The sequence below is a fragment of the [Pseudomonas] carboxydohydrogena genome (assembly GCF_029030725.1).
GTDB classification, from domain to species: domain Bacteria; phylum Pseudomonadota; class Alphaproteobacteria; order Rhizobiales; family Xanthobacteraceae; genus Afipia; species Afipia carboxydohydrogena.
Genome location: NZ_CP113162.1, coordinates 1,184,618 through 1,208,154 on the forward strand (window position 1 = coordinate 1,184,618; position 23,537 = coordinate 1,208,154).

The following is a 23,537-nucleotide window of genomic DNA, read 5'->3' on the forward strand; positions in this document are numbered from 1 at the left end:
CGTGGCGGAGGAAGGCGACGAGGACAAAACACAGGACCCCACGGCCAAACGGCTGGAAGAAGCTCACAAACGCGGCGACGTCGCCAAGAGCATCGAGGTCAACACCTGGTTCATGATCGCTGGCGCGACCTTCATCATGTCGTCGTTCTCCGGCTCGATCGCCAACAACCTCACGGTGCCGCTGAAAAACCTGCTGGAACATGCGGGTCAGATGAAGACCGACGGCGCGAGCCTGCTGCTTCTGGTGGGGCGGCTCGAATTCATGATGCTGGCGGCGCTCGGCATCCCGTTCGCGCTGCTGATGGTCGCGGCGGTCAGCAGTCATCTCATCCAGCACCGACCGGTCTGGTCGGCCGATCCGATCACTCCGAAATTCAGCAAGCTGTCGCCGATGGCGGGCGCGAAGCGGCTGTTCGGCAAGCAGGCGGCGGCGAATTTCGCCAAGGGGCTGTTCAAGGTCATCGTCCTCGGCGTCGTGATGGCGATGGTGATGTGGCCCGAACACGAGCGCGCCGATGTGATGGTGCGGATCGACCCCAGCCTGATGCTCGACCTGACGCGTTCGATGGCGCTGAAACTGATGGGCACGGTGGTGGCGCTGCTCGCGATCGTCGCCACGCTGGATTATCTGTTCCAGTACCGGAGCTGGTTCGAGCGGCAGAAGATGTCGCTTCAGGAAGTGAAGGACGAATACAAGCAGTCCGAAGGCGACCCCCACATCAAGGGCCGCATCCGCGCGCTGCGCGTGGCGCGGATGCGCAAGCGCATGATGGCGGCGGTGCCGACCGCGTCCGTCGTCATCACCAACCCGACCCACTATGCGGTGGCGCTGAAATACGAGCGCGGCATGCCCGCGCCGGTCTGCGTCGCCAAGGGCGTCGACCTGATCGCGTTCAAGATCCGCGAGGTCGCGGCGGCCCACGATATTCCGGTGGTGGAGAACGTGCCGCTGGCGCGCGCGCTGCACGCGTCCGTCGAGATCGACGACGAAATCCCGGTGGAACATTACCATGCGGTCGCCGAAGTCATCGGCTATGTCATGAAGCTGAAGCGCAGCCTGCGGCGAAACTGAGGACCGGACCGACGTGGCGCTTGCATTGCAGACCCCGATTCAGGCACTGACTTTGGATCGAAGACCAGGGCATATCGTGTCGCAACCCGCTTCAACCCGCTTTGGCGGCACCCGATGAAGACAGACCTGACCCCCGGCAGGCCGGATCATTTCGCGCGCGCCGCCGAGCCCGCAAGGCGGGGCGGCAGCATCGTGCTCGTCCTCATCATCGCGGTCGCGGTGATCGCGGCGGCGGTGGCCTTCATGGTGCTCGGGCGCAGCCAGGCGCAGCCGTTCATCCTCGGGCTGATTTCCCTGCTGGCGATGGTCGGCCTGTTCACGCTGTTCGCCTTCGCCGCCGGGATCGTGCGGTTCGCCGACCAGGTCGCGGAAAACCCGCTGATGAAGCCGATGGCGGACAACGCCTTCGACGGCCTCGCGGTGACCGACGCGCGCGGCCAGATCGTCTATTACAACAATGCCTATCTGGCCCTGACGGGGGCAGCGAGCGCGCAGGACGTGCGCCCGGTCGAGCGGGTGTTCATCGGCAATCCCGATGTCTCGGAGGCGGTGTTCCGGCTTTTGAAGGCGGCAAAGGAAGGCAAGCGCCAGCAAGAGGAGGTTCGCGTCACCGATGCCGAGCGCGGCGCGCGCTGGCTGCGGATGCGGGTGCAGCCGCTCGGCCACAGCCGCCGTGAATCGCGTTACGCGGTGTGGTCGGTCGCCGACATCACCCGCGACCGCGAGCGGCAGGAGGACGTATTCCAGGAACTCCAGCACGCCATCGAATATCTCGACCATGCTCCGTGCGGGTTCTTCTCGGTGACGCCGAACGGCGACCTTGCTTATGTCAACGCAACGCTGTCGAACTGGCTCGATTACGATCTGGCGGAAATCGGCTCCGGCGGCCTGAAGCTCACCGACATTTTGTCCGGCGACGGCGCGGCACTCCTGACCTCGATCACGCCCGAGCCCGGCGAAGTCAAAACGGAAGTGTTCGACGTCGATCTGCGGATGCGCAGCGGCAAGACCATGCCCGCGCGGCTCTATCACAAGCTCGCCTTCGGCGCGGATGGCGTGCCGGGCGCCTCGCGCACGCTGGTCATCAACCGCGCCCGCGACGAGAATGCCGATCCGCAGCGCGCCGCCGAAGTGCGCTTCATGCGCTTCTTCGACCATACGCCGATGGCGATCGCCACGGTGGATCGCGACGGCCAGATCGTCCGCGCCAATGCGCGGTTCGCCAAACTCACGCAGGGCCTGTCGGCGCAGGCGAGCGCCAACAAGTCGATCTTCGCGGTGGTGCACGAACGCGACCGGGGCGAAGTGACGGCCATTCTCGGCCGCGCCGCCGAAGGGCAGGGCGACATTTCCCCCGTCGAGGCGATGCTCGACGGCGACAAGGACCGCTGGGGCCAGTTTTTCGTTACCTCGGTCGAGCACGACGAGCGCGACGCGGAAGTCGCCATCGTCTACCTGCTGGAGACTACCGAGAAGCGGCAACTGGAAAACCAGTTCGCGCAGTCGCAGAAGATGCAGGCGGTGGGGCAGCTCGCCGGCGGCATCGCCCACGACTTCAACAACGTGCTGTCCGCCATCATGATGGCGAACGATTTCCTGCTGAACGCGCACAAGCCGACCGACCCGTCGTTCCAGGACATCATGCAGATCAAGCAGAACGCCACGCGCGCCGCGACGCTGGTGCGGCAGTTGCTGGCATTCTCGCGCCGCCAGACGCTGCGTCCGCAGGTGCTCGACCTCGGCGACGCCTTGTCCGACCTCACCATGCTGCTCAAGCGCCTGATCGGCGAGAAGGTGAAGCTCGATGTCGTCCACGGCCGCGATCTGTGGCCGGTGAAGGTGGACGTCTCGCAATTCGAGCAGGTCGTCGTCAACCTCGCGGTGAATGCGCGCGACGCGATGCCGGAGGGCGGCAAGCTCACGGTCAAGACCAGCAACGTGTCCGCGCAGGATGTCGCGCGGCTGAACGTGAAGGGCATGCCCGCGGCGGACTACGTCCGCATCGAGGTCGGCGACACCGGCACCGGCATGACGGCGGAGATCGTGGACAAGATCTTCGAGCCGTTCTTCTCGACCAAGGAAGTCGGCAAGGGCACTGGCCTCGGGCTTTCCACCGTCTACGGCATCGTCAAGCAGACCGGCGGCTTCATCTATGTCGACTCGACGCCCGGCCAGGGCACGATGTTCTCGATCTATCTGCCGCGCCACATCGTCGAGAAGGACGCGGAAGCGCCCGCGCCTGTCGTTGAGACGGCCGCGAAGGCCAAGCCCGCCGACTTGACCGGGCAGGGCACCATCCTTCTGGTCGAGGACGAGGACGGTCTGCGCTCGCTGAATGCGCGCGGCCTGCGCTCGCGCGGCTACACCGTGATCGAGGCCGAGAACGGCCTTGATGCGCTGGAAGCCCTTGAGGCGGAAGGCGGCGTGGTCGATCTCGTCGTCTCCGACGTGGTGATGCCGGAAATGGACGGCCCGACCATGCTGGCGGAGATGCGCCGGAAGAACCCGGCGGTGAAGATCATCTTCGTGTCCGGCTATGCCGAGGATGCTTTCGAGAAAAGCCTGCCGGACGGCGAGCAATTCGCCTTCCTGCCCAAGCCTTTCACGCTCAGCCAGCTTGTCGGCGCGGTGAAAGAGACGATGGACGCCTGACGAATTTGACGCTGCAAGAGTGCCTGCCGCGACCGACCGACGCAGGGAATGTATCCGTTCCCATCTTCCCTTTTGTCCCGAATTCACCATTTTGGTGTCACGTCCCCATGGCGGGGATGGAGGAGTGTTCATGATCGTTTCGCAGCGCATCCGCGCTCTGTTCAAGGTTCTCGCAATCGCCTTGGCGGTGGGTATGCCGTTGATGGCTTCTGTATCGAGCGCCGACGCTCGCGGCGGTCGCGGCTTCAGTTCGGGCTCGCGCGGCAGCCGTACGTTTGCGCCACCGCCGGTCACGCGGACCGCGCCGAACGCGGCCCAGCCGATGCAGCGGACCATCACGCCGCAGACCACCGCGCCGGTTAACGCCGCCAACAAGGGTGGCCTGTTCAACCGTCCGGGCCTGCTTGGCGGCCTCGCCGCGGGCTTCCTCGGCGCGGGCCTGCTCGGCATGCTGTTCGGCAACGGCCTGTTCGGCGGTCTTGGCGGTCTCGCCTCGATCCTCGGCTTCGTCGTTCAGCTCGTGCTGATCTTCTTCCTGGCGCGGCTCGCGATGTCGTGGTGGGCGCGCCGCAACGCGCCGGCCTATGCCAACACCGCGCCGCCGCAGGCGAACGCGGACCAGCAGCAGACCTATGCCCGCACCGGCTTCGGTCTCGGCGGCGGCAGCAGCGCGCCGCTCGAGATCACGCCCGCGGACTACGAGGCGTTCGAGCGCCGCCTGAGCGAAATTCAGGAAGCGTGGTCGAACGAGGACACCAACCGCCTGCACAGGCTCGCGACGCCCGAGATGGTGTCGTACTTCTCGCAGGACCTCGCGGAGAACGCCTCGCGCGGCGTCGTCAACAAGGTCTCGGACGTCAAGCTGTTGCAGGGCGACCTCGCGGAAGCCTGGCGCGAAGGCCCGTCCGACTACGCCACGGTGGCGATGCGCTTCTCGCTGGTCGACAAGGCCATCGAGCGGGCCAGCGGCCGCGTCGTGGAGGGCGGCGACACGCCGGAGGAGGTCACCGAGATCTGGACCTTCGTTCGCCGCCCCGGCACCGAGTGGGAATTGTCGGCGATCCAGCAGACCAGCTAAGGATCGCAGCCCGAAGAAACCGAAAGACGCCGCGTTCGCGCGGCGTCTTTTTTATTGGCTTGTCGCTCACAAAGGATCGGTCGCATTTTTTGATGCGGGTTTTGTAAGGCCATACCGAGGACTTTCGCCAAGCGGGTTCACTGCTATTCTCGTTCTGGGGATGTGCTGGGGACCGAAATAATGCGAAAATACGAGACGTTGGCAATAAGCCTGTTCATGTTCACGGCAATATTGACGGTTTGGCTTGGTATTTCAGGGCCTGTTAAATGGGGAATTAAAGGAGAGGTGACCGGTGTTCGTCTTCTGAACTATGCGCAGAAGTGGCAAACGCTGATGGCTGCATTCTTAGCAATCGTCGTTGCTGTGATTGCCTATCAAGGGGCAAAGCTTGCTTACAAAGCTGCGATGGCAAAACTTGATGCCGATCTGAATTTAGCTACAGAAGCAAAAAACCGAAAAAATTTGGGGATTTGCTTGCGACTTGACCACGCTACGAAGGTTCTTGCGCACGAGGCAAATCAGTTGATCGAGTTGATAGATGAACCAGATGAGAACGTTGGGAAAAGGACTTTTGCTCCAAGCCGTCTCGTATTCACGACGCAGACGGATTTAGATGAGGCTTGGTCGAATTTAGATATCTTTGATGCGGCCACTGCCCGAAAATGGAATTATCTGCGTGCTTCTTTATACAATGTTGGTCTTCTCAGAGAAAGAATATCTGGAGTTACCGTGAAGGTCGGCGATTTTACTGAACCCCGTTTTGATAAGGCAAAGAAAAATCTCAACGACTTGGCCAAAGTCGCGGGTGAACTGAGGGCGGCCATGCGACAGCTTCAGGCCGATCTTTCGTGAAATGATTTGAACACGTTGACTAGCTGATGATTCTGCTTCTCCTCGTCATGCGGGTTGGCGGATAAGTTCAATTTTGGCGAAACCATCCCGGTTCCGTATCGTTGACTGGCAGCGGAACGGAGCCACGCGCATGCGGTACGAACTGTTTTACTGGTCGGGCATTCAGGGACGCGGCGAATTCGTCCGGCTCGCGCTGGAGGAGGCTGGCGCGGATTATGTCGATGCCGCCCGCCGTGCGGGCGGCGAACAGCGGATGATGGCGATGATGAACAGCCGGCGGTGTGATCCGCCGCCGTTCGCGCCGCCGTTTCTGAAAGCGAACAAACTCGTCATCGCGCAGGTCGCCAACATCCTGCTTTATCTCGGCGGCCGCCATGGCCTTGCGCCGAAATCCGAGGCCGGGCGGCTGCGCCTGCATCAGTTGCAGCTCACGCTCACCGATTTCGTGGTCGAGATTCACGACACCCATCATCCGCTCGGGCCGACGCTTTATTACGAAGACCAGCGGCGGGAGGCGGCGAAGCGTACGGACGAATTCTGGAAATCGCGGGCGCCGAAATTTCTCGGCTATTTCGAGGATATCGCCGCGCATGGTGGCGGCCCGTATCTTGACGGACGCCGGGTGAGTTATGTCGATTTGTCCCTGTTCCAGATCGTGGACGGGCTGCGCTATGCGTTTCCGAAGCGGATGAAGCGCTTCGAGCGCAGAATTCCGCGCCTTGCTGCGTTGCATGACCGTGTCGGCGCGCGGCCCAACATCGCCGCCTACCTGAAAAGCAACCGGCGCATTCCCTTCAACACCGACGGTATTTTCCGTCACTATCCCGCCCTCGACCGATAACCGGTCGCGAACCGCTCGATCGGGGTGCTAGGCTGACTTGAGCAGCAGGAGAATCGCATGAAGATCACGCATCCCGGAGACGTGCCCACGAAGCGGCCGCCGGAGGAGTATTTCACCGGCACGGTCTGGATGGACCCGATGATTCAGGCTCCCGCTCCGGCGCGGTTGCAGGTGGCGAAGGTGAGTTTCGAGCCCGGCGCGCGCACGGCGTGGCACACCCATCCGCTCGGGCAGACGCTGTATGTGTTGTCCGGCTGCGGGCTGATCCAGCGCGATGGCGAGAGCATCCAGACCATCAGGCCGGGCGACGTGATCTGGATTCCGCCCGGCGAGAAGCACTGGCATGGCGCTTCGCCCGCGAACGGCATGGTTCATCTGGCGATGCAGGAACTGCAAGACGGGTCCGCCGCCGAATGGCTCGAAAAGGTCACCGACGAGGAATATGCGGGGCGCACCGCATAAACCGATCGTGAACCGGGGTGGCCCCATGGAACCCTTGCCAAGCGCCCCAATGATGACTCATTGTGAATGTGGGATGAACGGATTCGCCCGATAACCGCAATGCGTGTGCCGAGCACGCGGCTCTCAGGACGGAGACACCATGCGCATCATCACCCCTGTGGTCTATGCCGGACTGCTCGCGGTCTCGATCTACGCCGCGCTGGCCCAGACTTCACCGATCCAGTACACGCCTCCGGCTCCGGAGGTGCAGGCCCCCACCAAGCTCGCTTACGCCGCGCCGACCGACGGCGCGCAGAAGTCCGCCAAGCCCGCGGTTCGCGTCAGCAAGCGCGACGCCTGCCGCCAGAAAATCGCAGCCAGGCATCTCAAGCACCGCGAGGCTCGCGACAAGATGCAACTGTGCGTGGCGGAAGCGCGCGTCGAATGCCTGAAACAGGCGATCGACCGGCACGTGCATCCGAGCCAGCGCCGCCTGTTCGTGCGAAGCTGCGTGGCATCCTGAGCGGAAACGGATAATTTGCGACAAGGCCGGGTGATGAGCCCGGCCTTGTTCTTTGTCGGGTAGTGAGGCTGTTATGCACGATCAGAAAACGCCGTTCGCCGCGGTCTGGGATCACGTCCACCTCCGTGTCGGCGATCCGGAGGCCGTCGCCGCGTGGTTCGAGACCATGCTGGGCGGAGACATCCTGCGCGCGCCCGGCCGTGTCGATGTCGTTCTCGGCGGCCAGAAAATCTTCCTGCTGCAAGCGCCCGGCACCGACAAGCCGTCGCCAGCGCATCCGCATCGCGGGCTCGATCATTTCGGATTGAGCGTGAAGGATATCGACGAGGTCGCGGACCGCCTGAAGGCGAAGGGCGTTCGCTTTTCCGCGGAGCCGCATACCCCGCGTCCCGGCATCCGCATCGCGTTTCTGGAAGGACCGGACGGCATCTCGATCGAGATCCTGGAGCGGGACGAGAAATATCAATAAGGGCGCTGGCACTGAGCGGAGACGATCGCGAAGAACACCATTGGCGTCTGATGACGATGAGGAAGATCGACGTCGCCGCCATCGAGAAAGCGCGGCGGGAGTAGGGGCTGCTGGCGGACCTTACGCGGCGCTTTTCCCGTCAGAGCTTTGAAGCCTTGCGCGCCTTCTCCGCTCCGCTCTGCCGGGCAATGAAGGCCAGCGTCGCGTCCACAGGCATCGGATCGCTGTAGAGAAAGCCCTGCGCCTGTTCGCATCCCTGTTCAGCGAGGGCGGCGGCCTGCGCGGCGTCCTCGACGCCCTCGGCCGTGACCGTCAGCCCCAGACCGTGGCCGAGACCCAGCAGCGCTCCCAGAAAGGTCGATGCATCGCTGTCCTCGCCGACGCGGCGCAGGAAGCTGCGGTCGATCTTGATCTTGTCGATCTTGAAATTGCGCAAATGATAGATGCTCGAATAGCCGGTGCCGAAATCGTCGAGCGCGATGCGCACTCCGGCGTCCCGCAATGCGCCGAGGGTGATCTGGGCGGCTTCCGGATCGCGCACCAGTGCGCTCTCGGTCAGTTCGACTTCGAGGCGTTGGGTCGGAAGGCCGGATTCGCCGAGAATATGCAGAATACGCAGGCCGAGCGTTTTGTCGCTCAACTGCAACAGCGAGATGTTGAAGGCGAGAACGACGTCATCGGGCCAGGATGTCGCCGCGCGGGTGGCCTGTCGCAGCAGATGATAGGACAGGTCCTCGATCAGGCCGCAGTTTTCGGCAACCGGAATGAACCGCTCCGGCGCGACATCGCCGAGCGTGGGATGTATCCAGCGCGCCAGCGCCTCGAATCCGGCGACGCGCTGGGTGCGCAGGTCGATCAATGGCTGATAGAACGGCTGAATGTCGCCGTTGGCGACGGCGGCGCGCAATTCGCGCTCGATCATGTCGCGTTCCAGCAGGCGGGCGTCCATTTCGGAATCATGGAAACGCTGCGCGGATTTGTGTTCGGCCTTGGCGCGGTACAGCGCGACGTCGGCGCGCCGGGTAATTTCGGTTGCGTCACGGGTATCGTGCGGAAACAGCGCGATGCCGATGCCGACGCCGATCCGGTGCTGGACCGCATCGAGTGGAATCGGCTTTTCGATTTCCCTGATGATCCGCAGCGATATGTTGGTGGCTTCCTCCGGCCCGCTGAGTTGCCGGGCGAGCACGGCGAATTCGTCACCGCCGAAGCGCACGACGAGGTCTCCGCGCCGGACCGCGCTCTGCAATCGTGCGGCGACGTTGATGAGCACCTCGTCGCCGGTGGCGTGGCCGTAGATGTCGTTGATGCGCTTGAAGTCGTTGAGATCGAGCAGCAGCAAGGCGTGCGTGCCGTCCGCGCCGGGCGGAGCGGCGATGGCCTCTTTCAGCTCTTTCTGGAACTGGCGGCGGTTGGGCAGGCCGGTGAGCGTGTCCTGATGGGCAAGCTCGCGGGCCCGGGATTCGGCGGCGACGCGGCGCATCATCTCGCGCCGTTGCGCAAGCAGGGTGCGGCGGCACATGATCATCAGGCCGATGCATAGCAGCGCAAGCAGCGCCAGGGCTTCATCGAGTTCGATGATGTGATCTTGCGGCGAGAGCCCGGCCGGATTTTCGAAAATATCGAAATGATAGGCGAAGACCGTGGCAAGGCAGACGAGCCCGGCCAGCATCGCGCCGTCCTGGAAGACGCGCCGATGCCGCATCACGAAATGCTTCGCCCGCGTGATCGTGGATGCCGTCATGAAGCCTCAAGGGTGATAACCCCTGCAATTTATGGCTTCCGGCATGAAAAAACGCTGAATCAACAGCCTTAACTGCTGGTTGTTGCCGGGTTTTGGCGGGCGAAACCGTCTAGCCGTCGCGCTCCCGCGATACTGTGACGCTGGTGCCGGTCTTGGTGCCCGCGCAATTGATGTCGAGCTTGCGGTACCGGGTCTTGATGTCCTTGCCGCGCAGCAGGCCGATGCGGCCGAGGCAGCGGTTGACGCCGCGCAGGGCGTCCTTTTTCGGGATGGTGAAAATCTGCGCCACGGCGCTGGCGACGAAGCCGGTGAAGTCCGCCGAGGGCTTCTTCTGGTTGGTCGCCGCGTAAAAATCGCCCTGCCGGTTGCGGCTATGGCAGCCGAGCGAGGCCTGCGTGGCGGCGGGATGCTGCAAATAGATAATGCCGCCGCGCGCGCCGCCCACTTTCAGCCCGTCGATCTGCTGGGAGAGCGAGCGGGCCAGTTCGTCGCAGGGATCGGCATAAGCGGGGGAGGCGATGCCCGACACGAGCAGTATCATGAAGGCGGTAACGATATGCAGTCGCGAGGGGACAAGGGTCATGGCGGCATTGAAGCGCGGGGAGAGGCGTTGGGCAAGCCGTTCCTTGGCGGCCGGAATACCGCGACTTTCGGGGTCTTTGCGGGCCGGGGGAAAGCGATTAGAACGCTTCAAAACTGTTATCCGCTGTCCGAGAGGCTCCGATGAACGCTCCCTTCGCCGCTCCCGCCGTGCCGCCCTACAAACACACCCCGCTGTTTCCCCTCGGCAAGGATGAGACGCCCTATCGGAAGATTTCCGCCGAGGGCGTGCGGGTCGAGACGGTGCTGGGCAAGGAAATGCTGGTGGTCTCGCGCGAGGCGCTGAAGGCGCTGGCGGAGGCGGCCTTCGTCGACATCAACCATTATCTGCGCCCCGGCCACCTCGCGCAGTTGCGGAAAATTCTCGCCGACCCCGAGGCGAGCGACAACGACAGGTTCGTCGCGTTCGACTTTCTGAAAAATGCGAACATCGCCGCCGGCGGCGTGCTGCCGATGTGTCAGGACACCGGCACCGCGATCATCATGGGCAAGAAGGGCAACCGCGTCCTCACCGAGGGCGACGACGAGGCCGCGCTCTCGGAAGGCGCGCGCGATGCGTATCTCAGGCGCAACCTGCGCTACTCGCAACTCGCGCCGATTTCGATGTTCGAGGAGAAGAACACCCGCAACAACATGCCCGCCCAGTGCGAGATCTACGCCGAGGGTGATGATGCCTACAAGTTCATGTTCATGGCCAAGGGCGGCGGCTCGGCCAACAAGAGTTTCCTGTTTCAGGGCACGCCGTCATTGCTGACGCGCGACCGCCTGCTGGCCTTCCTGAAAGAAAAGATTCTGACGCTCGGCACGGCGGCGTGTCCGCCATATCACCTCGCCATCGTCATCGGCGGCACCTCCGCCGAACTCACCATGAAAACGGTGAAGCTCGCCTCGGCGCGCTATCTCGATGCGCTGCCGACGCAAGGCAGCGAGGACGCGCATGCCTTCCGCGATCTCGAGATGGAGCAGGAAATCTGGAAGATGACGCAGTCGATGGGCGTCGGTGCGCAGTTCGGCGGCAAGTATTTCTGCCACGACGTGCGCGTGATCCGCCTGCCGCGCCACGGCGCGTCGCTGCCCATCGGGCTTGGCGTGTCCTGCGCCGCCGACCGTCAGGTGCTCGGCAAGATCACGAAGGACGGCGTCTATCTCGAAGAACTCGAACACAACCCCGCGCAATATCTGCCGGAAGTGGAAGGCTCGCTCGGCGGCGATCCGGTGAAGATCGACCTCAACAAGCCGATGAAGGACATCCTTGCGACGCTGTCGCAATATCCGGTGAAGACGCGCCTTGCGCTCACCGGCACCATCATCGTCGCGCGCGATCTCGCGCATGCCAAGCTGCGCGAGCGGCTGGAGAAGGGCGAGCCGCTGCCGGATTACTTCAAGAACCACCCGATCTATTACGCCGGTCCCGCCAAGACGCCGGAAGGCTATGCGTCCGGCTCGTTCGGTCCGACCACGGCGGGCCGCATGGATTCGTTCGTCGATCAGTTTCAGGCGGCGGGCGGCTCGATGGTGATGCTCGCCAAGGGCAACCGCGCGCCGGTGGTGCGCGACGCGTGCAAGAAGTACGGCGGCTTCTATCTCGGCTCGGTCGGCGGTTCGGCGGCGAATCTCGCCGAACACTGCATCAAGAAGGTCGAGGTCGTGGAATATCCCGAACTCGGCATGGAAGCGATCTGGCGCATCGAGGTCGTCGATTTCCCGGCCTTCATCATCATCGATGACAAGGGCAACGACTTCTTCAAGGAATTGAATCTGGGGTAAGTGGAGCGGAACGCATTGGCGGCCTGCTTGTTGTTCCGGGAGAGGAACAGGGAGCTGGACCATGACGGAACGCGACAAGGTTCAAACCAGCGAGAGTGAGACGGAAGCGAAGAAGCGCGCGGATGACATCGAGTCCTTCTTCGAGCAGCGTGGCACTCTCGGCCTGGGCCTGCCGAACGAAGGGCTCGCCGAGCGGATCGAGAAGCAACGGGAAGAGGAGCGTCGAAACCGCTGATCTGCGGCATCGGCGAATGACACGGGAAGCCGTTGTCATCGGAGCCTGTTCGCGTGTCTGCGCGGGCTCCTTTATCGCGCGGGCTGAAACGGCGCGGACCTCGTAAGGCTGTTCCACTTCCTCAAGCGCCCAGCGGACGCGCGGTCGCTGGCAAGCCCCTTTCCCCATCCGGCGATTTTTCAAAGGCGGTGATGACGACGGTCATGGTGCGGCTGCTTCCGGCCGGCTTGACAACAACGCTCCCGCATCGTATTTAACCTATAAGTTAAATACGAGAATGGCCCCATGGACCGGCTTTCCAGCACGTTTTCAGCCCTCGCGGACCCGACAAGGCGGGCCATTCTGGCGCGGCTCGCGCTCGGCGAAACCTCGGTCAACGAACTCGCGGAGCCGTTCGACATGAGCCTTCCCGCCGTCTCCAGGCATCTCAAGGTGCTGGAGGGCGCGGGGCTGATCACGCGCGGGCGCAACGCGCAATGGCGGCCGTGCAAGCTCGACGCCGCGCCGCTGAAAGAAGCGGCGGGCTGGATCGATTTCTATCGCAGGTTCTGGGAGGCGAGCTTCGACCGGCTCGATGCCTATCTGGAACGCCTGCAATCGGCTGACGCCGCACCGGAGAAGCCAAAATCAGTCAAAGGGAAGGGACGTAAAAATGGCGGCAAGTGATTCAGCGACCGCTCAGGAATTCACCGTCACGCGCACCTTCAATGCGCCGCGCGACGCCGTGTGGAAGGCGTGGACGGAGCGCGAGGCGCTGGAGGAGTGGTGGGGCCCGAAAGGCTGCGTCATCGAGGTCGAGGCGCTCGACGCATCGCCCGGCGGCACATTCCATTATTCGATGGAGATGCAGGAAGGCTGCAAGTGGTGGGGCATTTTCCATTACGAGGAAGTCGTGAAACCGGAACGTATCGTGTTCGTCAATTCGTTTTCGAATGAATCCGGCGAGATCACCCGCGCGCCGTTCAGCGACAACTGGCCGAAGCAAATCCGCAACGTCGTGACCTTCCACGATGAGGGCGGCAAGACGCGGATCGAACTGCGCGGCCGGCCGGTCAACGTCTCCGCCGAGGAGCAGGCGATGTTCGAGAGCATGTTCGGCTCGATGCAACAGGGCTTCGGCGGCACGTTCGATCAGCTCGACGAATATCTCGCGACACAAAAGTGACGCAACGCGCCTGCACAGTGCAATCAATCACGACCGGAGGATACGCTCATGAAGATCAATCCCTATCTGTTTTTCAACGGCCAGTGCGAGGAAGCAGTCAAGTTTTATGCAAAGGTGCTCGGCGGAAAGATCGAGTTGATGCTGCCCTACAAGGATATGCCCGGCGATGAAAAGCCCCCGGCGGAATTCGCCAACCACATCATGCATGCCCGCATGTCGGTCGGCGATCAGGTCATCCTGGCCTCCGATGCCGGACCCGGCCGCTACAACAAGCCGCAGGGTTTCGACGTCAGTCTGAATGTCGACACGGTGGAGGAGGCCGAGCGGATTTTCAAAGGGCTGTCGGAGGGCGCTCAATCCATCGGGATGCCGCTTGGCGAGACGTTCTGGGCGGAGCGGTTCGGTGCGTTCGTGGACAAGTTCGGCACCAACTGGATGGTCAACTGCAACAAGCCGATGTGATCGGCGAAGGTGAAGCCGATGTCAGTCATGGCCAATCCGCTTCCCGTCGCCGAGCGCGAGCTGGTCGTCACCCGCACGTTCGATGCGCCGCGCGATCTCGTGTTCAGTCTCTGGACCGATCCGAAGCACGCGATGCACTGGTGGGGGCCGACCCATCACCCGGCGGTCGAGATGCACATGGATGTCCGCGTCGGCGGCAAGTGGCGCAATTGTCTGAAGTCGGTGGAGGACGGCATCGAGATCTGGCAGCACGGCGTCTTCCGGGAGGTCGTGCCGCCGTCGAGGCTGGTGTTCACCTTCACATGGGAGACGAACCGCTTTCTCGAACACCCGAATATCGAAACGCTAGTGACCGTGACGTTCGAGGATGACAACGGTGGGACTTTGATGACGCTGCGGCAGTCGCCGTTCCATGCCATCGGCGATCGTGACGGGCATGGCGAAGGCTGGAATTCGACCTTCGACCGTCTGGCCGATTATGCCGCGCAGATGGTTTCTGGCGGCGCATAACGGGTGCAACACGGAGTTCGATGATGTCAAATCTGTTTCCCTGCCTGTGGTTCAAGTCGGAAGCCGAGGAGGCGTTGCGGTATTACGTTTCCATCATCCGCAATTCGAGCATGGAGAACGTGCATCGCGCGGGCGAGGTCGGGCCGTTCTCGAAAGACGCGGTGATTTCCGTCACCGCCATACTCGACGGCCAGCGCGTGCTTGCGCTCAACGGCAATCCGCAATTCCAGTTCAGCCCGGCGACCTCACTGGTGGCGCTGTGCGATACGCAGGCGGAGATCGACGACTATTGGGACAAGCTCGGCGCGGGCGGCCAGACCATGGCCTGCGGCTGGCTGACGGACAAATACGGCGTCACCTGGCAAGTCGCGCCGCGTATTTTTCCGAAGCTGTGGAGCGGCGATCAGGCCTCCACCGACCGCGTGATGTCAACGATGATGGGTATGGTCAAACTCGACATCGCCGGCCTGCAAAAAGCCTTTGACGGTCAATAAATCGTCATCGCTCCCGGGATACTTGGGAACGGCGCCGATTTGAGGTAGATGCTGTGCGTCGCTCCGCAGAATCGGGGCCGGCCAGCACCCATCCTCTTGTATCAAGCATGTCGCGATCTCCGTTTTAAGGGAGTCGCGAAGAAAGATTTATCCGTGTCCTCGCGAAGCTACGCCAGAAACGCCATCGTGCTGGGCCTGTTGTCGGCTGTCGGTCCGTTCGCGATCGACATGTATCTGCCGGCGCTGCCCTCGATCGCGACCGACCTGAAGGCTTCCACCGCCGCGACGCAGATGACGCTGATGGCGTTCTTCATGGCGTTCGGCGTGTGCCAGTTGATCTACGGACCGCTGTCGGATGTGATCGGCCGCAAGCCGCCGCTTTATGCCGGGCTGGCGCTGTTCATCGTGGGCTCAATCGGCTGCGCGCTGGCGCCGACCGTCGAATGGCTGATCGCCGCGCGCGTGGTGCAGGGCATCGGCGCCGCGGCAGGCATGGTCATTCCGCGCGCCATCATTCGCGATCTGCACACCGGCAACGAGGCGACGCGCCTGATGTCGCTGGTGATGCTGGTGTTCAGCGTCTCGCCGATCCTCGCGCCGGTTACCGGCAGCGCGCTGATCGTGCCGTTCGGCTGGCGCGCGGTGTTCGTCGCGGTGATGATCGCGGCGGTGCTGGCGTTCGCGCTGATCTTTGTCTTCCTGCCGGAGACGCGGCTGCACCATCAGCGGCTGGAGGCGAACGTGCGCAGCGTGCTGCGCGGGTTCAGCCATCTGCTGGCCGATCCGCGTTTTCTCGGCCTCACTTTCATCGGCGGCTTCGGCATGGCGAGCTTCTTCGCGTTTCTCGCCAGTTCCTCGTTCATCTATATCGGCCATTACGGCCTGACGCCGACGCAATACAGCTTCGGCTTCTCCATCAACGCCTTCGGCTTCATCGGCGCGTCGCAGTTCGCCGCGACGCTCGGCCGGAAGTTCGGCCTGTCGCGGGTGGTGATGACGGCGGCCGCGATCTATACGTTTTTCGCGCTGCTGCTGCTCGGTGTGACGCTGGCGGGGGTGGACAGCCTCGCGGTGCTGGTGGCGCTGCTGTTCATGAGCTTCGCGTTCCTCGGTCTCGTCATCCCCACGACCATGGTGCTGACGCTGGAGGAGCATGGTCCCATCGCGGGCATCGCGTCGTCGCTGGCCGGGACGTTGCAGATGGTGGCGGGCGGCGTGGTGATCGCGCTGGCCAGCCTGTTTTTCGATGGCCATCCGCTGCCGATGGTGACGATCATCGCCGTCTGCGCCTGCTGCGCCCTGACGCTGAGTTTTGTGACGCTGCGGCGGGACGCGCTGGCGCCGCAGCCCGCCGAATAGGCATTTCCAGGGAACCGTGGATAGTCCTGATTAGATGGGGATCGTCGCGCCATTGTCATGTGGAATTCGCCGAAAGGCATGACATGCTGGCGGAATCGCTCTACTAAGCGGCGTCCTCTATCCTCTGGTTGGTCATGCCCGTTATCTCCCCGAACAAGCCTTATCGCGTCGGACGCTCCAAGACCGGACTCGGTCTGTTCGCCACCAAGCCGATCAAGAAGGGCACCAAGATCATCCGCTATTACGGTCCCATGCTGGACTGCCGGAAGAAGAAGGACGACGCGGTCGAGAACAAGTACCTGTTCCAGATCAACAACCGCTGGACCATCGACGGCTCGGTCCGCAAGAACATCGCCCGCTATATCAATCACGCCTGCCGGCCGAATGCGGAATCCGATGTGAACTCCCGCAAGCGCACGGTTCATATCCGTGCCATCAAGAACATCGCGCCGGGCGAGGAGATCAACTACGATTACGGCACCGAGTATTTCAAGGAATACCTCAAGCCGATCGGGTGCAAGTGCGCGGCCTGCGAGAAGAAGCGGGCGAAGCAGCGCGCGGAGGCTCGCGCCGAAAAGGCGAAGGAGAAGCTGAAGGCGCGGAAGAAGGCGGCCAAGGCGAAACCCGCCAAAGCCAAGCCCGCCACAAGCAAGGCGTCCAAAGCCAAGGTCTCCAAGGCCAAGACCTCTGTTGGTGCAAAATCGGCTCGCTCCTCAAGCCGCCGGACATCCGAGTATGCCCGCGCGGTGACGAGCGGCGCGCGTCCCGGCCCGCAGCCCGAAAGCACGGCGCGCGCGTCTCGCGGCACCTCGTTGCGCAGCGGCGGCGTCACCGCCTGACGCTTGCTTATTCGCCTCTCGCGCTTATCTCGGAATCACTCCCGCGCGAGAGATTGTCATGGCTTCATCCCATCCGCTTCAGATCGATGTCGTCTCCGATGTCGTTTGCCCATGGTGCTACATCGGCAAGCGTCGGCTGGAGCGCGCATTGGCGCTCGCCCCGGATGTCGCCGTCGAGGTGAACTGGCGGCCGTTCTTCCTCAACCCATGGGTGCCGCGCGAAGGTATGTCGCGCGAGGAATATCTCGTCACCAAATTCGGATCGGTCGAGGCTTACAAGGGCATTGCCGGCCGTGTCCAGGAAGCGGCGGCGGAGGAGGGGTTGCAGTACAATCCCGAACGCGTGCAGCGCCAGCCGAACACCATCGACTGCCATCGGCTGATCCATTGGGCGGCAACGTCCGGCGCGGCGGCGGCCATGAAACAGAAATTGATGGAGCTTTATTTCCGCGACGGCGGCGATCTGACGAAACCGGCTGTGCTGGTGCAGGCGGCGGCCGGTGTAGGGCTCGATGCGCATGAGATACGCGCGCGCCTTGGCACCGATGCGGATGTCGATCTCATCTCATCGCAGGCGCGTGAGGCCTCAAGCAAGGGCATCGGCAGCGTGCCGACCTATGTGTTCGCGCGGCAATACGCCATTTCCGGCGCGCAGCCACCCGAGCAACTGGCGGCGGCGATCCGTCAGCTTGCCGCGGAGACAAGCGGCTCGGTCTGAGCCGTTCAGGTCTTCAGGTAATAATTGGCGTTCTTGCCGAGCGCGATCCGGCGCAGCACGCGGCGCATCGTCTCCGATTTGCGCAGCGGTTCGACGAGCCCGCGAACGGTGCGGAAGAATGCGAGCTTGACGCCATCCCACGCCGCGTTCTGGCCGGGGGCGGCCTGCGGCAGGCCCAGCCCGCGCAGCATCGAGTTGAACGTGTGCAGGTCGTTCAGGCGGCGGACCTCGGGCGTCTTCCAGGTGACAGCCATCGAGATCGAATACGTGCCCGCCGTCCTGACCCAGTGCGGCCACTGATAGGGCACGTAGCAGCCGTCGCCCCCGACAAGATGATATTCCACGCCGCGCGGCTTGAAGCCGTCGTCGTAACGCAGGTTGCGGTGCTTGGTGGTGCAGTATTCGACCTGAGCGTTGTCGGCGATGGCGCCGTCGCGGTTGTCGAAGATGGCGAAGGTCTTGTCGCCGTGGATCTGCACGAAGAAATTGTCCTCGCCGTCGAGATGGAACGGCGTGGTGGAATTCGGCGAAGACACGAACAGGTAACCCTCGATCTGCGAGAAGCCCGCGTCCTCAAGGCTGTCGAACCCGCGCGCGCGGGCGACCGACAGCAGGGTGTCTTCGAGGAGCGCGCGGTATTCCGGCGACTTCTCGATGCGCTTGAGCACCATCCATGCGCCTGCCGTCTCGATGCGATTGACGATTTCGACCGGATCGAGATCCACGGTCTGCACCTTGTCGGGGTCCTGAGTGATGCTGGCTGCGCCCGAATTGTACTCGATCAGGTCGCGCGGCATGTCCGAGGCAAGTTTCGCGATGCGCGGCAGCGTCAGCAGCGGATGCCCGGCCAGCATGTGGCGGATCGCGAACGGCCGCAGCGGAAAGTCGTGGGTCAGCGAATCGTTCGGGGCGGTAATCACGGGCGCGACATGAGAGGCGGCGTTCATGAGCGTTTTTCCTTTATGCGTCGAATGAAATGCACGGCCTTGCGCGCCGGCACCATCGCGGCGCGGCGCAGCGCCAGCGCGCCGCGGATCAGCGGCACGAACGGGTCGTTGCGGTGAAGCGGGATCAGGATGTCGCCGACGGCGAGGCGTTCGCGCCAGATCGGGTCGATCATGGAGTGGTTGGCGTCGGCGGTGGAATCGACCGAGGCAATCGCCGGGTCGGCGCACATCTGCCGGGTCAGGTCCAGCGTCATCTGCACCCCCGGCGAATATCTGGCGAAGCGCTCATCGACGCCGAGCTTGAAATAGATCGCACGGTCGAGATGGCGCAGCACGATTGCCGCCGCCACCGGCGTGTCGCCCGCATGCAAAGAGATCACCTGACAATGACCGGCTGCCGCCATGTCGCGCACCGCGCGGCGAATGAAAGCAAGATGGCCTTCGTTCTGGAGAAGCGCGGTGCCGCGCTTGCCTTTCCAGCCGCTGGCTTCGAGCTTGAGGAAAATCTCCAGCGCGGGAATGATGTCGCCGGAAGTCGTGGCGACGCGATAGACGACCTCGCCGGTGTCGGCGAGCCGGTTGCGCTGGCGTCGCAACTCTTTCAGCTTCTTGGAGCCGAGCGCCTCGTGCAGCAATGCGTCGGCATCGCGGGTGGCGTCGAGCAGCGCACGGTTGTGCGCTTTCAGAACGATGGGGCGCTGACCGTTCCATGCGAGCACGCGCGTGAACGCCTGCATCACCGCGCCCTCGATCGGTGTATCGCGCAGGATGAGTGCGCGCGCGCCGCTGTTGCGGGCCTGCTGCATCAAGCCGCTGACGGCTTCATCGGGCCTGTCGCGGTCGATCAGGATGGTGCCGAGCGGCGGAAAGGCATCGGCGGTCACGAACGCGGGCAGCGGCAACTGATAAGCGCGCAGAGTGGAGACCGCCGGCATCAGGCCGATCATGTCGCCATTGTCCGCATGGCAACTCAGTGCGCTGGCGTGAGTGCGGCCCGGCGAGAAGGCGTTCACCGCCAATTCCCATTCGGGCAGGTAACAGGCGTTCGGTTCGGCCGCGCGTTCGGCAAGAGACTGCCACGCGGGAAGGGAAATGCCGGTCAGGGGAATTGCGCGGGTATCGTGACGCGGCTGCGCGGCTGCGTTCGCCGAATCCGGCGAGCGGGCTTGGCCTGCGACAGAGGCGGCATGAATGGTGTCGGTCACGTCCGAAGTCCCCGTCCGCCTCGCGCGGCAATACGATGCGCTGGCGGTTGGCGAAAACTAGCGGGGAGACTTCAACATTGGCTTTGACCAATGCCGCGAATTCGCGCTCCCGGTTTAGCCGCTTTTTAACCACACACCGGCGGCGGAGCCGGAAACGATTGCGCCGCAAGGACTTGGCCCGGTTCAGATCGGCTTGGACCGTTGCGGCCGGTTTTGCTATAAGCGGTCCGCAACGGGAGAGTTTTGTCCATGAAAAGACCGGGCTATTTCGCGGCCTGTCTGGCCGCCGCCGCTTTTGTCGTCATGCCCGGTTCCTCCGCGCTGGCGCAAGGAATGCCTATGCCGGGCTTCCAGCTTGGCGGCAGTCAGATGTCGCCGGAAGAAAAGGCGCGTCAGGACAAGCTCGAGAAAGCGGCTCGCGACGCCCAGTCCAAGATCCCGGATCAAAAGGCGAGCAACGATCCGTGGGCGAATGTACGTTCAGCCGAAACGCCTGCGTCGAAGGCCGGCCATAAAGCCAACACCTCGGGCAAGAGCGCCGCGAAGGCTGCGCACTAGCGCTCGGCTTTTTCAATTTTCATTCTGTTCGACGCGGCGTCAGCGTCCGATCGGTGGACGTAGGTCGGAGGCATTCAGCCAGCCTTCGATGTGCGCCGACATTTCGAGCAGCTCTGCACGCTCCAGCATTTTCTTGCGATCGCGGCCTGCTGGAGTGGCGTCTGCCTCCGCGCGCGCCTGCGCGACAAGAGTCTTCCAGTTCAGTGGAGTGATGGAGATATGGTCGGTCATGCGAGCGTCTCCCCATAAAGCAATAACAGCAGGGCGGGAGCTCAACGGTCTCTCAGTCACCGGAAGTTGCCAGAGGGCCAAACGGTGATGCTTGAAGTATGGGCGTCGTGTTTTCAAAACGCGAGTCCTAAAAACATCAGTCACGCAAAACATCGCGAATCCGTTCTCACGATTTCGGGATAACGTCTGGGATTCCAGCGCGAGGCGAGCGGCTGCGGCAATGGCGCACAGATTCGACGGAACCTTCAGCTTGATTCAACATTGATATGTTTGCACACGATTATTTTTACGCGAGGCGTGAAGCCATGCGACACTTTTTTAAAATCGCCCTTGTGGCATTTGCTGTCCTGACCGCCATGGCTGTAACGGCCGACGCGCGCCCCCGTGGCGGCGGCGGAGGAGGACATGGCGGCGGCGTTCATATGGGCGGCGGTCGCGGTGGTGGCGCGCATTTTGGCGGCGGAGGTCGTGCCTTCCATGGTGGCGGTGCGCGTTTTGGTGGGGCGCATTTCGGCGGCGGCCGGGCTTTCCACGGAGGAGGCCGTCATTTCAGCGGAGCCCGGTTCGGGGGGCCGCGTCATTTCGGCGGCGTGCGCCAATTCCACGGAAGCCGCCGCGCCGGGGTCTCTCGTTCATTTGCAAGGCCAGGCAGAACTCACAATGTCGGCCGCGCCGCCAGCCGCGGCTCCCGGAATGCCGCGCGCGCGGCGTCGCAGCGCGCCGGGATTGCCGCGACCGCGAACCGCGCGGCGCGAATGAATTCGCCCCGGGCAAATGCCGTGCGTCAGGGATTACGCTCGCGTTCGGTCAACGGCGCGCTTCGGAATCGCAATGCATTGCGCAATCCGGCTGCGCGTACGGCGCTGGTCGCAGCCGCGGCGACGGCCGGGTGGCATGGCCACCGCCACGGCTGGTGGCGCCATGGTCATGGCGGCTATGGCTGGGTCGGACCGCTGTTCTGGCCGTTCGCTTATTACGACCTCTATGACTACGGCCTGTGGGGCTATGATTATGGCCCGGCCTTCTGGGATTACGGCTATGGCGACATCTATGCCGGGCTGTTCTCGCCTTACGGTTACGATTCGCTGAGCGGCTATATGCCCGCGCGCCGGACGACAGCGCCTGCCGGTGGCTCCGGCAATCAGGCCGTGCAGACGCAGCCGTCCGACGACGACCAGTTGGCCCAGATGTGTGGCGCCGACAGTGGCGACATCGCCGGCCTGCCGATCGACAAGATCCAGCAGGCAATCTCGCCGAACGATGAGCAGCGCGCGGCGCTCGATGAACTGGGTGATGCATCCGTGAAGGCGGCTCAGACCATCCGCGCGGCCTGTCCGACGGCGCTTCCGCTCACCGCGCCTGCGCGGCTCGCGGCCATGGAGCAACGGATCGAGGCGATGAAGTCGGCGATCGGCATCATCCAGCCGGCGATGGAGAAGTTCTACGGCCTGCTCAATGACGACCAGAAGGCGAAGCTTGTTGCGATGTCGCCGCGCGAGAAGCAGGGCGGCAAGGACACGGCTTCGTCCGATGGAAGCTGTGGCATCACCTCGCTCTCCGATGCGGTCGCCTGGCCGACCGACGAGATCAGCAAGCGCCTGCAACCCAGTGACGCGCAAAAAGTGAAATTGACCGCGTTGCAGGACGCGACCTTCAAGGCCGCGGATTCGCTGAAGGCGACCTGCCGCCCCTCCACCGCGCTGACCCCGCCCGCGCGGCTTGCGGCGGCGAGCGATCGCCTTGATGCGCTGCTCGGCGCGGTGAAATCGGTGCATGCCGCGCTGGATGATTTCTACGGCACGCTGAGCGACGAACAGAAGGCACAGTTCGAGGCCATCGGCCCGGACCGCTCCGGCAGCCAGCAGCAGACCAGCAGCGAGGATGCGGAAGATCGGCCCGCGCAGCGCACGTCGCGCGGGCGGCGTCACCACCGCCATGGCATTCATGGCGTGGACAGCGTGCTGAGGCACATCATCACCATCGTTCGTTAAACGGGACGGTGATAGGCTGGGGAGCGCTGCAAGACAGAAATCGTATCCGGTGGAGGCGGCTGATGCATCTTCACTTCAAGGGCGGTTTTGATGCGGTCGATCTACAGCTTCTGGCTATCGTTGCGGCCATGATCGCGCTCGGATGCGCCATCTATCTGTTCGGCGATATCTACGAGACGGGGGCGCAGGTGGGACGTGTGGCTCGCGCGGTCCCGGCATTTTAGCAGGAGGATGGCCAGCCCTTTCCGGGTGGCAGCTCATTATATCGCATCACAACACCAGAATGATTTCGGGTTCGGGGAGGCTTGCCCCGGGTGGGCGCTTTTATTCGCGGAAACCGGTAAAATCGCCCGGTTTCATTTACGGGGCCTTGAGGGTTCGCCGGTAGGGTGCCTCCCATGAAAACCTTCAAACGCTTCCTTCTGGATCAGTCCGGCGCGACATCGATCGAGTATGCCATCATCGCTGGAGGGCTTTCGATCGTTATCATCGTGGCGGTCAATGGCATTGGCTCGGCGTTGAACGGCAAGTACGAGATGATCCGCGCCGCCATGCCGTAACGCATTCGCCGCGCTTGCTTCGGCGGATTGCAGCCGCTAACCTTTCTGAATTCTGATGGGGATGGAGTTCCCCGATAACCGCCGCAAGGCTGATGACTCCTGCCGGGCGCTTTCGCGTCGGTAGGAATGATTCCTCCCAGCGATGCGCCCGAGAAGGGTGCATGACAAATGGCTGGGCCGCCTCGCCGGAGATTTTCTCTCTCGAAGCTTCCTCATTCGCTTGT

27 protein-coding genes, 1 pseudogene and 1 riboswitch are annotated in these 23,537 nt (G+C 63.1%); of the genes and pseudogenes, 22 read left to right on the forward strand and 6 right to left on the reverse strand.

Annotation, left to right across the window (positions count from 1 at the left end; all coding sequences use genetic code 11):
• The first annotated feature begins 1 nt into the window (after position 1).
• From flhB to AFIC_RS05755, 8 genes are all read left to right on the forward strand, one after another.
• Complete coding sequence (gene flhB, locus AFIC_RS05720) at positions 2–1,072, forward strand: flagellar biosynthesis protein FlhB (protein ID WP_275248183.1); 1,071 nt, start codon at positions 2–4, stop codon at positions 1,070–1,072.
• Between the two features lie 114 nt (positions 1,073–1,186).
• Complete coding sequence (cckA, locus tag AFIC_RS05725) at positions 1,187–3,724, forward strand: cell cycle histidine kinase CckA (protein WP_275248184.1); 2,538 nt, start codon at positions 1,187–1,189, stop codon at positions 3,722–3,724.
• A 130-nt stretch (positions 3,725–3,854) separates the two neighbouring features.
• The gene (locus AFIC_RS05730) at positions 3,855–4,802 is read left to right on the forward strand and encodes a Tim44 domain-containing protein (RefSeq protein WP_275248185.1); all 948 of its coding nucleotides are present in this window, start codon (positions 3,855–3,857) and stop codon (positions 4,800–4,802) included.
• 180 nt (positions 4,803–4,982) lie between these two features.
• Positions 4,983–5,654, forward strand: coding sequence for a hypothetical protein (locus AFIC_RS05735; protein ID WP_275248186.1), 672 nt, complete (start codon positions 4,983–4,985; stop codon positions 5,652–5,654).
• Between the two features lie 130 nt (positions 5,655–5,784).
• Positions 5,785–6,495 carry a glutathione S-transferase gene (locus AFIC_RS05740; protein ID WP_275248187.1) on the forward strand — a complete coding sequence of 237 codons (711 nt, stop codon included), beginning with the start codon at positions 5,785–5,787 and terminating at the stop codon, positions 6,493–6,495.
• A 57-nt stretch (positions 6,496–6,552) separates the two neighbouring features.
• On the forward strand, positions 6,553–6,957 hold the full coding sequence (locus AFIC_RS05745; RefSeq protein ID WP_275248188.1) for a (R)-mandelonitrile lyase: 405 nt from the start codon (positions 6,553–6,555) through the stop codon (positions 6,955–6,957).
• Between the two features lie 139 nt (positions 6,958–7,096).
• The gene (locus tag AFIC_RS05750; RefSeq protein ID WP_275248189.1) at positions 7,097–7,459 is read left to right on the forward strand and encodes a hypothetical protein; all 363 of its coding nucleotides are present in this window, start codon (positions 7,097–7,099) and stop codon (positions 7,457–7,459) included.
• 73 nt (positions 7,460–7,532) lie between these two features.
• Complete coding sequence (locus AFIC_RS05755; protein ID WP_275248190.1) at positions 7,533–7,928, forward strand: VOC family protein; 396 nt, start codon at positions 7,533–7,535, stop codon at positions 7,926–7,928.
• A gap of 139 nt (positions 7,929–8,067) precedes the next feature.
• Here AFIC_RS05755 and AFIC_RS05760 read toward each other — a convergent pair whose 3' ends face one another.
• Both AFIC_RS05760 and AFIC_RS05765 read right to left on the reverse strand, forming a co-directional pair.
• Positions 8,068–9,672 (reverse strand): putative bifunctional diguanylate cyclase/phosphodiesterase, encoded by a 1,605-nt coding sequence (locus AFIC_RS05760; protein WP_275248191.1) that lies wholly within the window; start codon positions 9,670–9,672, stop codon positions 8,068–8,070.
• A gap of 109 nt (positions 9,673–9,781) precedes the next feature.
• Positions 9,782–10,255 (reverse strand): hypothetical protein, encoded by a 474-nt coding sequence (locus AFIC_RS05765; RefSeq protein WP_275248192.1) that lies wholly within the window; start codon positions 10,253–10,255, stop codon positions 9,782–9,784.
• A gap of 140 nt (positions 10,256–10,395) precedes the next feature.
• On the opposite strand from AFIC_RS05765, the gene AFIC_RS05770 reads away from it, so the two are divergent.
• The gene (locus tag AFIC_RS05770) at positions 10,396–12,039 is read left to right on the forward strand and encodes a fumarate hydratase (protein ID WP_275248193.1); all 1,644 of its coding nucleotides are present in this window, start codon (positions 10,396–10,398) and stop codon (positions 12,037–12,039) included.
• Between the two features lie 61 nt (positions 12,040–12,100).
• Positions 12,101–12,274 (forward strand): hypothetical protein, encoded by a 174-nt coding sequence (locus tag AFIC_RS05775; RefSeq protein WP_275248774.1) that lies wholly within the window; start codon positions 12,101–12,103, stop codon positions 12,272–12,274.
• Between the two features lie 60 nt (positions 12,275–12,334).
• Here AFIC_RS05775 and AFIC_RS05780 read toward each other — a convergent pair.
• Positions 12,335–12,479 (reverse strand): annotated as a pseudogene (locus AFIC_RS05780) (glutathione S-transferase family protein); the annotation flags it as partial.
• A gap of 80 nt (positions 12,480–12,559) precedes the next feature.
• On the opposite strand from AFIC_RS05780, the gene AFIC_RS05785 reads away from it, so the two are divergent.
• The 8 genes from AFIC_RS05785 to AFIC_RS05820 all read left to right on the forward strand — a co-directional run bounded on the left by AFIC_RS05785 (position 12,560) and on the right by AFIC_RS05820 (position 17,821).
• Complete coding sequence (locus AFIC_RS05785; protein WP_275248194.1) at positions 12,560–12,940, forward strand: ArsR/SmtB family transcription factor; 381 nt, start codon at positions 12,560–12,562, stop codon at positions 12,938–12,940.
• Positions 12,927–13,439 (forward strand): SRPBCC family protein, encoded by a 513-nt coding sequence (locus AFIC_RS05790; protein ID WP_275248195.1) that lies wholly within the window; start codon positions 12,927–12,929, stop codon positions 13,437–13,439. Before AFIC_RS05785 ends, AFIC_RS05790 begins: the two co-directional genes overlap by 14 nt.
• 48 nt (positions 13,440–13,487) lie before the next feature.
• Entirely contained in the window at positions 13,488–13,901 is a 414-nt protein-coding gene (locus tag AFIC_RS05795) for a VOC family protein (protein WP_275248196.1), read from the forward strand.
• A gap of 18 nt (positions 13,902–13,919) precedes the next feature.
• Positions 13,920–14,411 carry an SRPBCC family protein gene (locus tag AFIC_RS05800; RefSeq protein ID WP_275248197.1) on the forward strand — a complete coding sequence of 164 codons (492 nt, stop codon included), beginning with the start codon at positions 13,920–13,922 and terminating at the stop codon, positions 14,409–14,411.
• Positions 14,412–14,431: 20 nt separating this feature from the next.
• Positions 14,432–14,905 (forward strand): VOC family protein, encoded by a 474-nt coding sequence (locus tag AFIC_RS05805; protein WP_275248198.1) that lies wholly within the window; start codon positions 14,432–14,434, stop codon positions 14,903–14,905.
• Positions 14,906–15,058: 153 nt separating this feature from the next.
• The gene (locus tag AFIC_RS05810) at positions 15,059–16,264 is read left to right on the forward strand and encodes a multidrug effflux MFS transporter (protein ID WP_275248199.1); all 1,206 of its coding nucleotides are present in this window, start codon (positions 15,059–15,061) and stop codon (positions 16,262–16,264) included.
• Between the two features lie 134 nt (positions 16,265–16,398).
• A complete protein-coding gene (locus tag AFIC_RS05815) occupies positions 16,399–17,103 on the forward strand; it encodes an SET domain-containing protein (protein ID WP_275248200.1) in 705 nt (234 codons plus the stop codon).
• 58 nt (positions 17,104–17,161) lie between these two features.
• Entirely contained in the window at positions 17,162–17,821 is a 660-nt protein-coding gene (locus AFIC_RS05820) for a DsbA family oxidoreductase (RefSeq protein WP_275248202.1), read from the forward strand.
• A gap of 5 nt (positions 17,822–17,826) precedes the next feature.
• Here AFIC_RS05820 and AFIC_RS05825 read toward each other — a convergent pair whose 3' ends face one another.
• Positions 17,827–18,768, reverse strand: a complete 942-nt coding sequence (locus tag AFIC_RS05825) for a JmjC domain-containing protein (RefSeq protein WP_275248203.1) — start codon at positions 18,766–18,768, stop codon at positions 17,827–17,829.
• A complete protein-coding gene (locus AFIC_RS05830) occupies positions 18,765–19,973 on the reverse strand; it encodes a GNAT family N-acetyltransferase (RefSeq protein ID WP_275248204.1) in 1,209 nt (402 codons plus the stop codon). The genes AFIC_RS05825 and AFIC_RS05830 overlap by 4 nt, the downstream gene beginning before the upstream one ends.
• A 249-nt stretch (positions 19,974–20,222) precedes the next feature.
• Here AFIC_RS05830 and AFIC_RS05835 point away from each other — a divergent pair, with 249 nt between their 5' ends.
• Positions 20,223–20,531: a hypothetical protein gene (locus tag AFIC_RS05835; RefSeq protein ID WP_275248205.1), complete on the forward strand. Its 309-nt coding sequence runs from the start codon at positions 20,223–20,225 to the stop codon at positions 20,529–20,531.
• Positions 20,532–20,570: 39 nt separating this feature from the next.
• Here AFIC_RS05835 and AFIC_RS05840 read toward each other — a convergent pair whose 3' ends face one another.
• Positions 20,571–20,762 (reverse strand): hypothetical protein, encoded by a 192-nt coding sequence (locus AFIC_RS05840; protein WP_275248206.1) that lies wholly within the window; start codon positions 20,760–20,762, stop codon positions 20,571–20,573.
• A gap of 305 nt (positions 20,763–21,067) precedes the next feature.
• Here AFIC_RS05840 and AFIC_RS05850 point away from each other — a divergent pair, with 305 nt between their 5' ends.
• From AFIC_RS05850 to AFIC_RS05860, 3 genes are all read left to right on the forward strand, one after another.
• Positions 21,068–22,753 carry a Spy/CpxP family protein refolding chaperone gene (locus AFIC_RS05850; RefSeq protein ID WP_420833369.1) on the forward strand — a complete coding sequence of 562 codons (1,686 nt, stop codon included), beginning with the start codon at positions 21,068–21,070 and terminating at the stop codon, positions 22,751–22,753.
• A 62-nt stretch (positions 22,754–22,815) separates the two neighbouring features.
• Entirely contained in the window at positions 22,816–22,977 is a 162-nt protein-coding gene (locus tag AFIC_RS05855) for a hypothetical protein (protein WP_275248209.1), read from the forward strand.
• A 174-nt stretch (positions 22,978–23,151) separates the two neighbouring features.
• On the forward strand, positions 23,152–23,313 hold the full coding sequence (locus AFIC_RS05860; protein WP_275248210.1) for a Flp family type IVb pilin: 162 nt from the start codon (positions 23,152–23,154) through the stop codon (positions 23,311–23,313).
• Between the two features lie 48 nt (positions 23,314–23,361).
• Positions 23,362–23,422: riboswitch (Fluoride riboswitch) on the forward strand.
• The last annotated feature ends 115 nt before the right edge of the window (positions 23,423–23,537 follow it).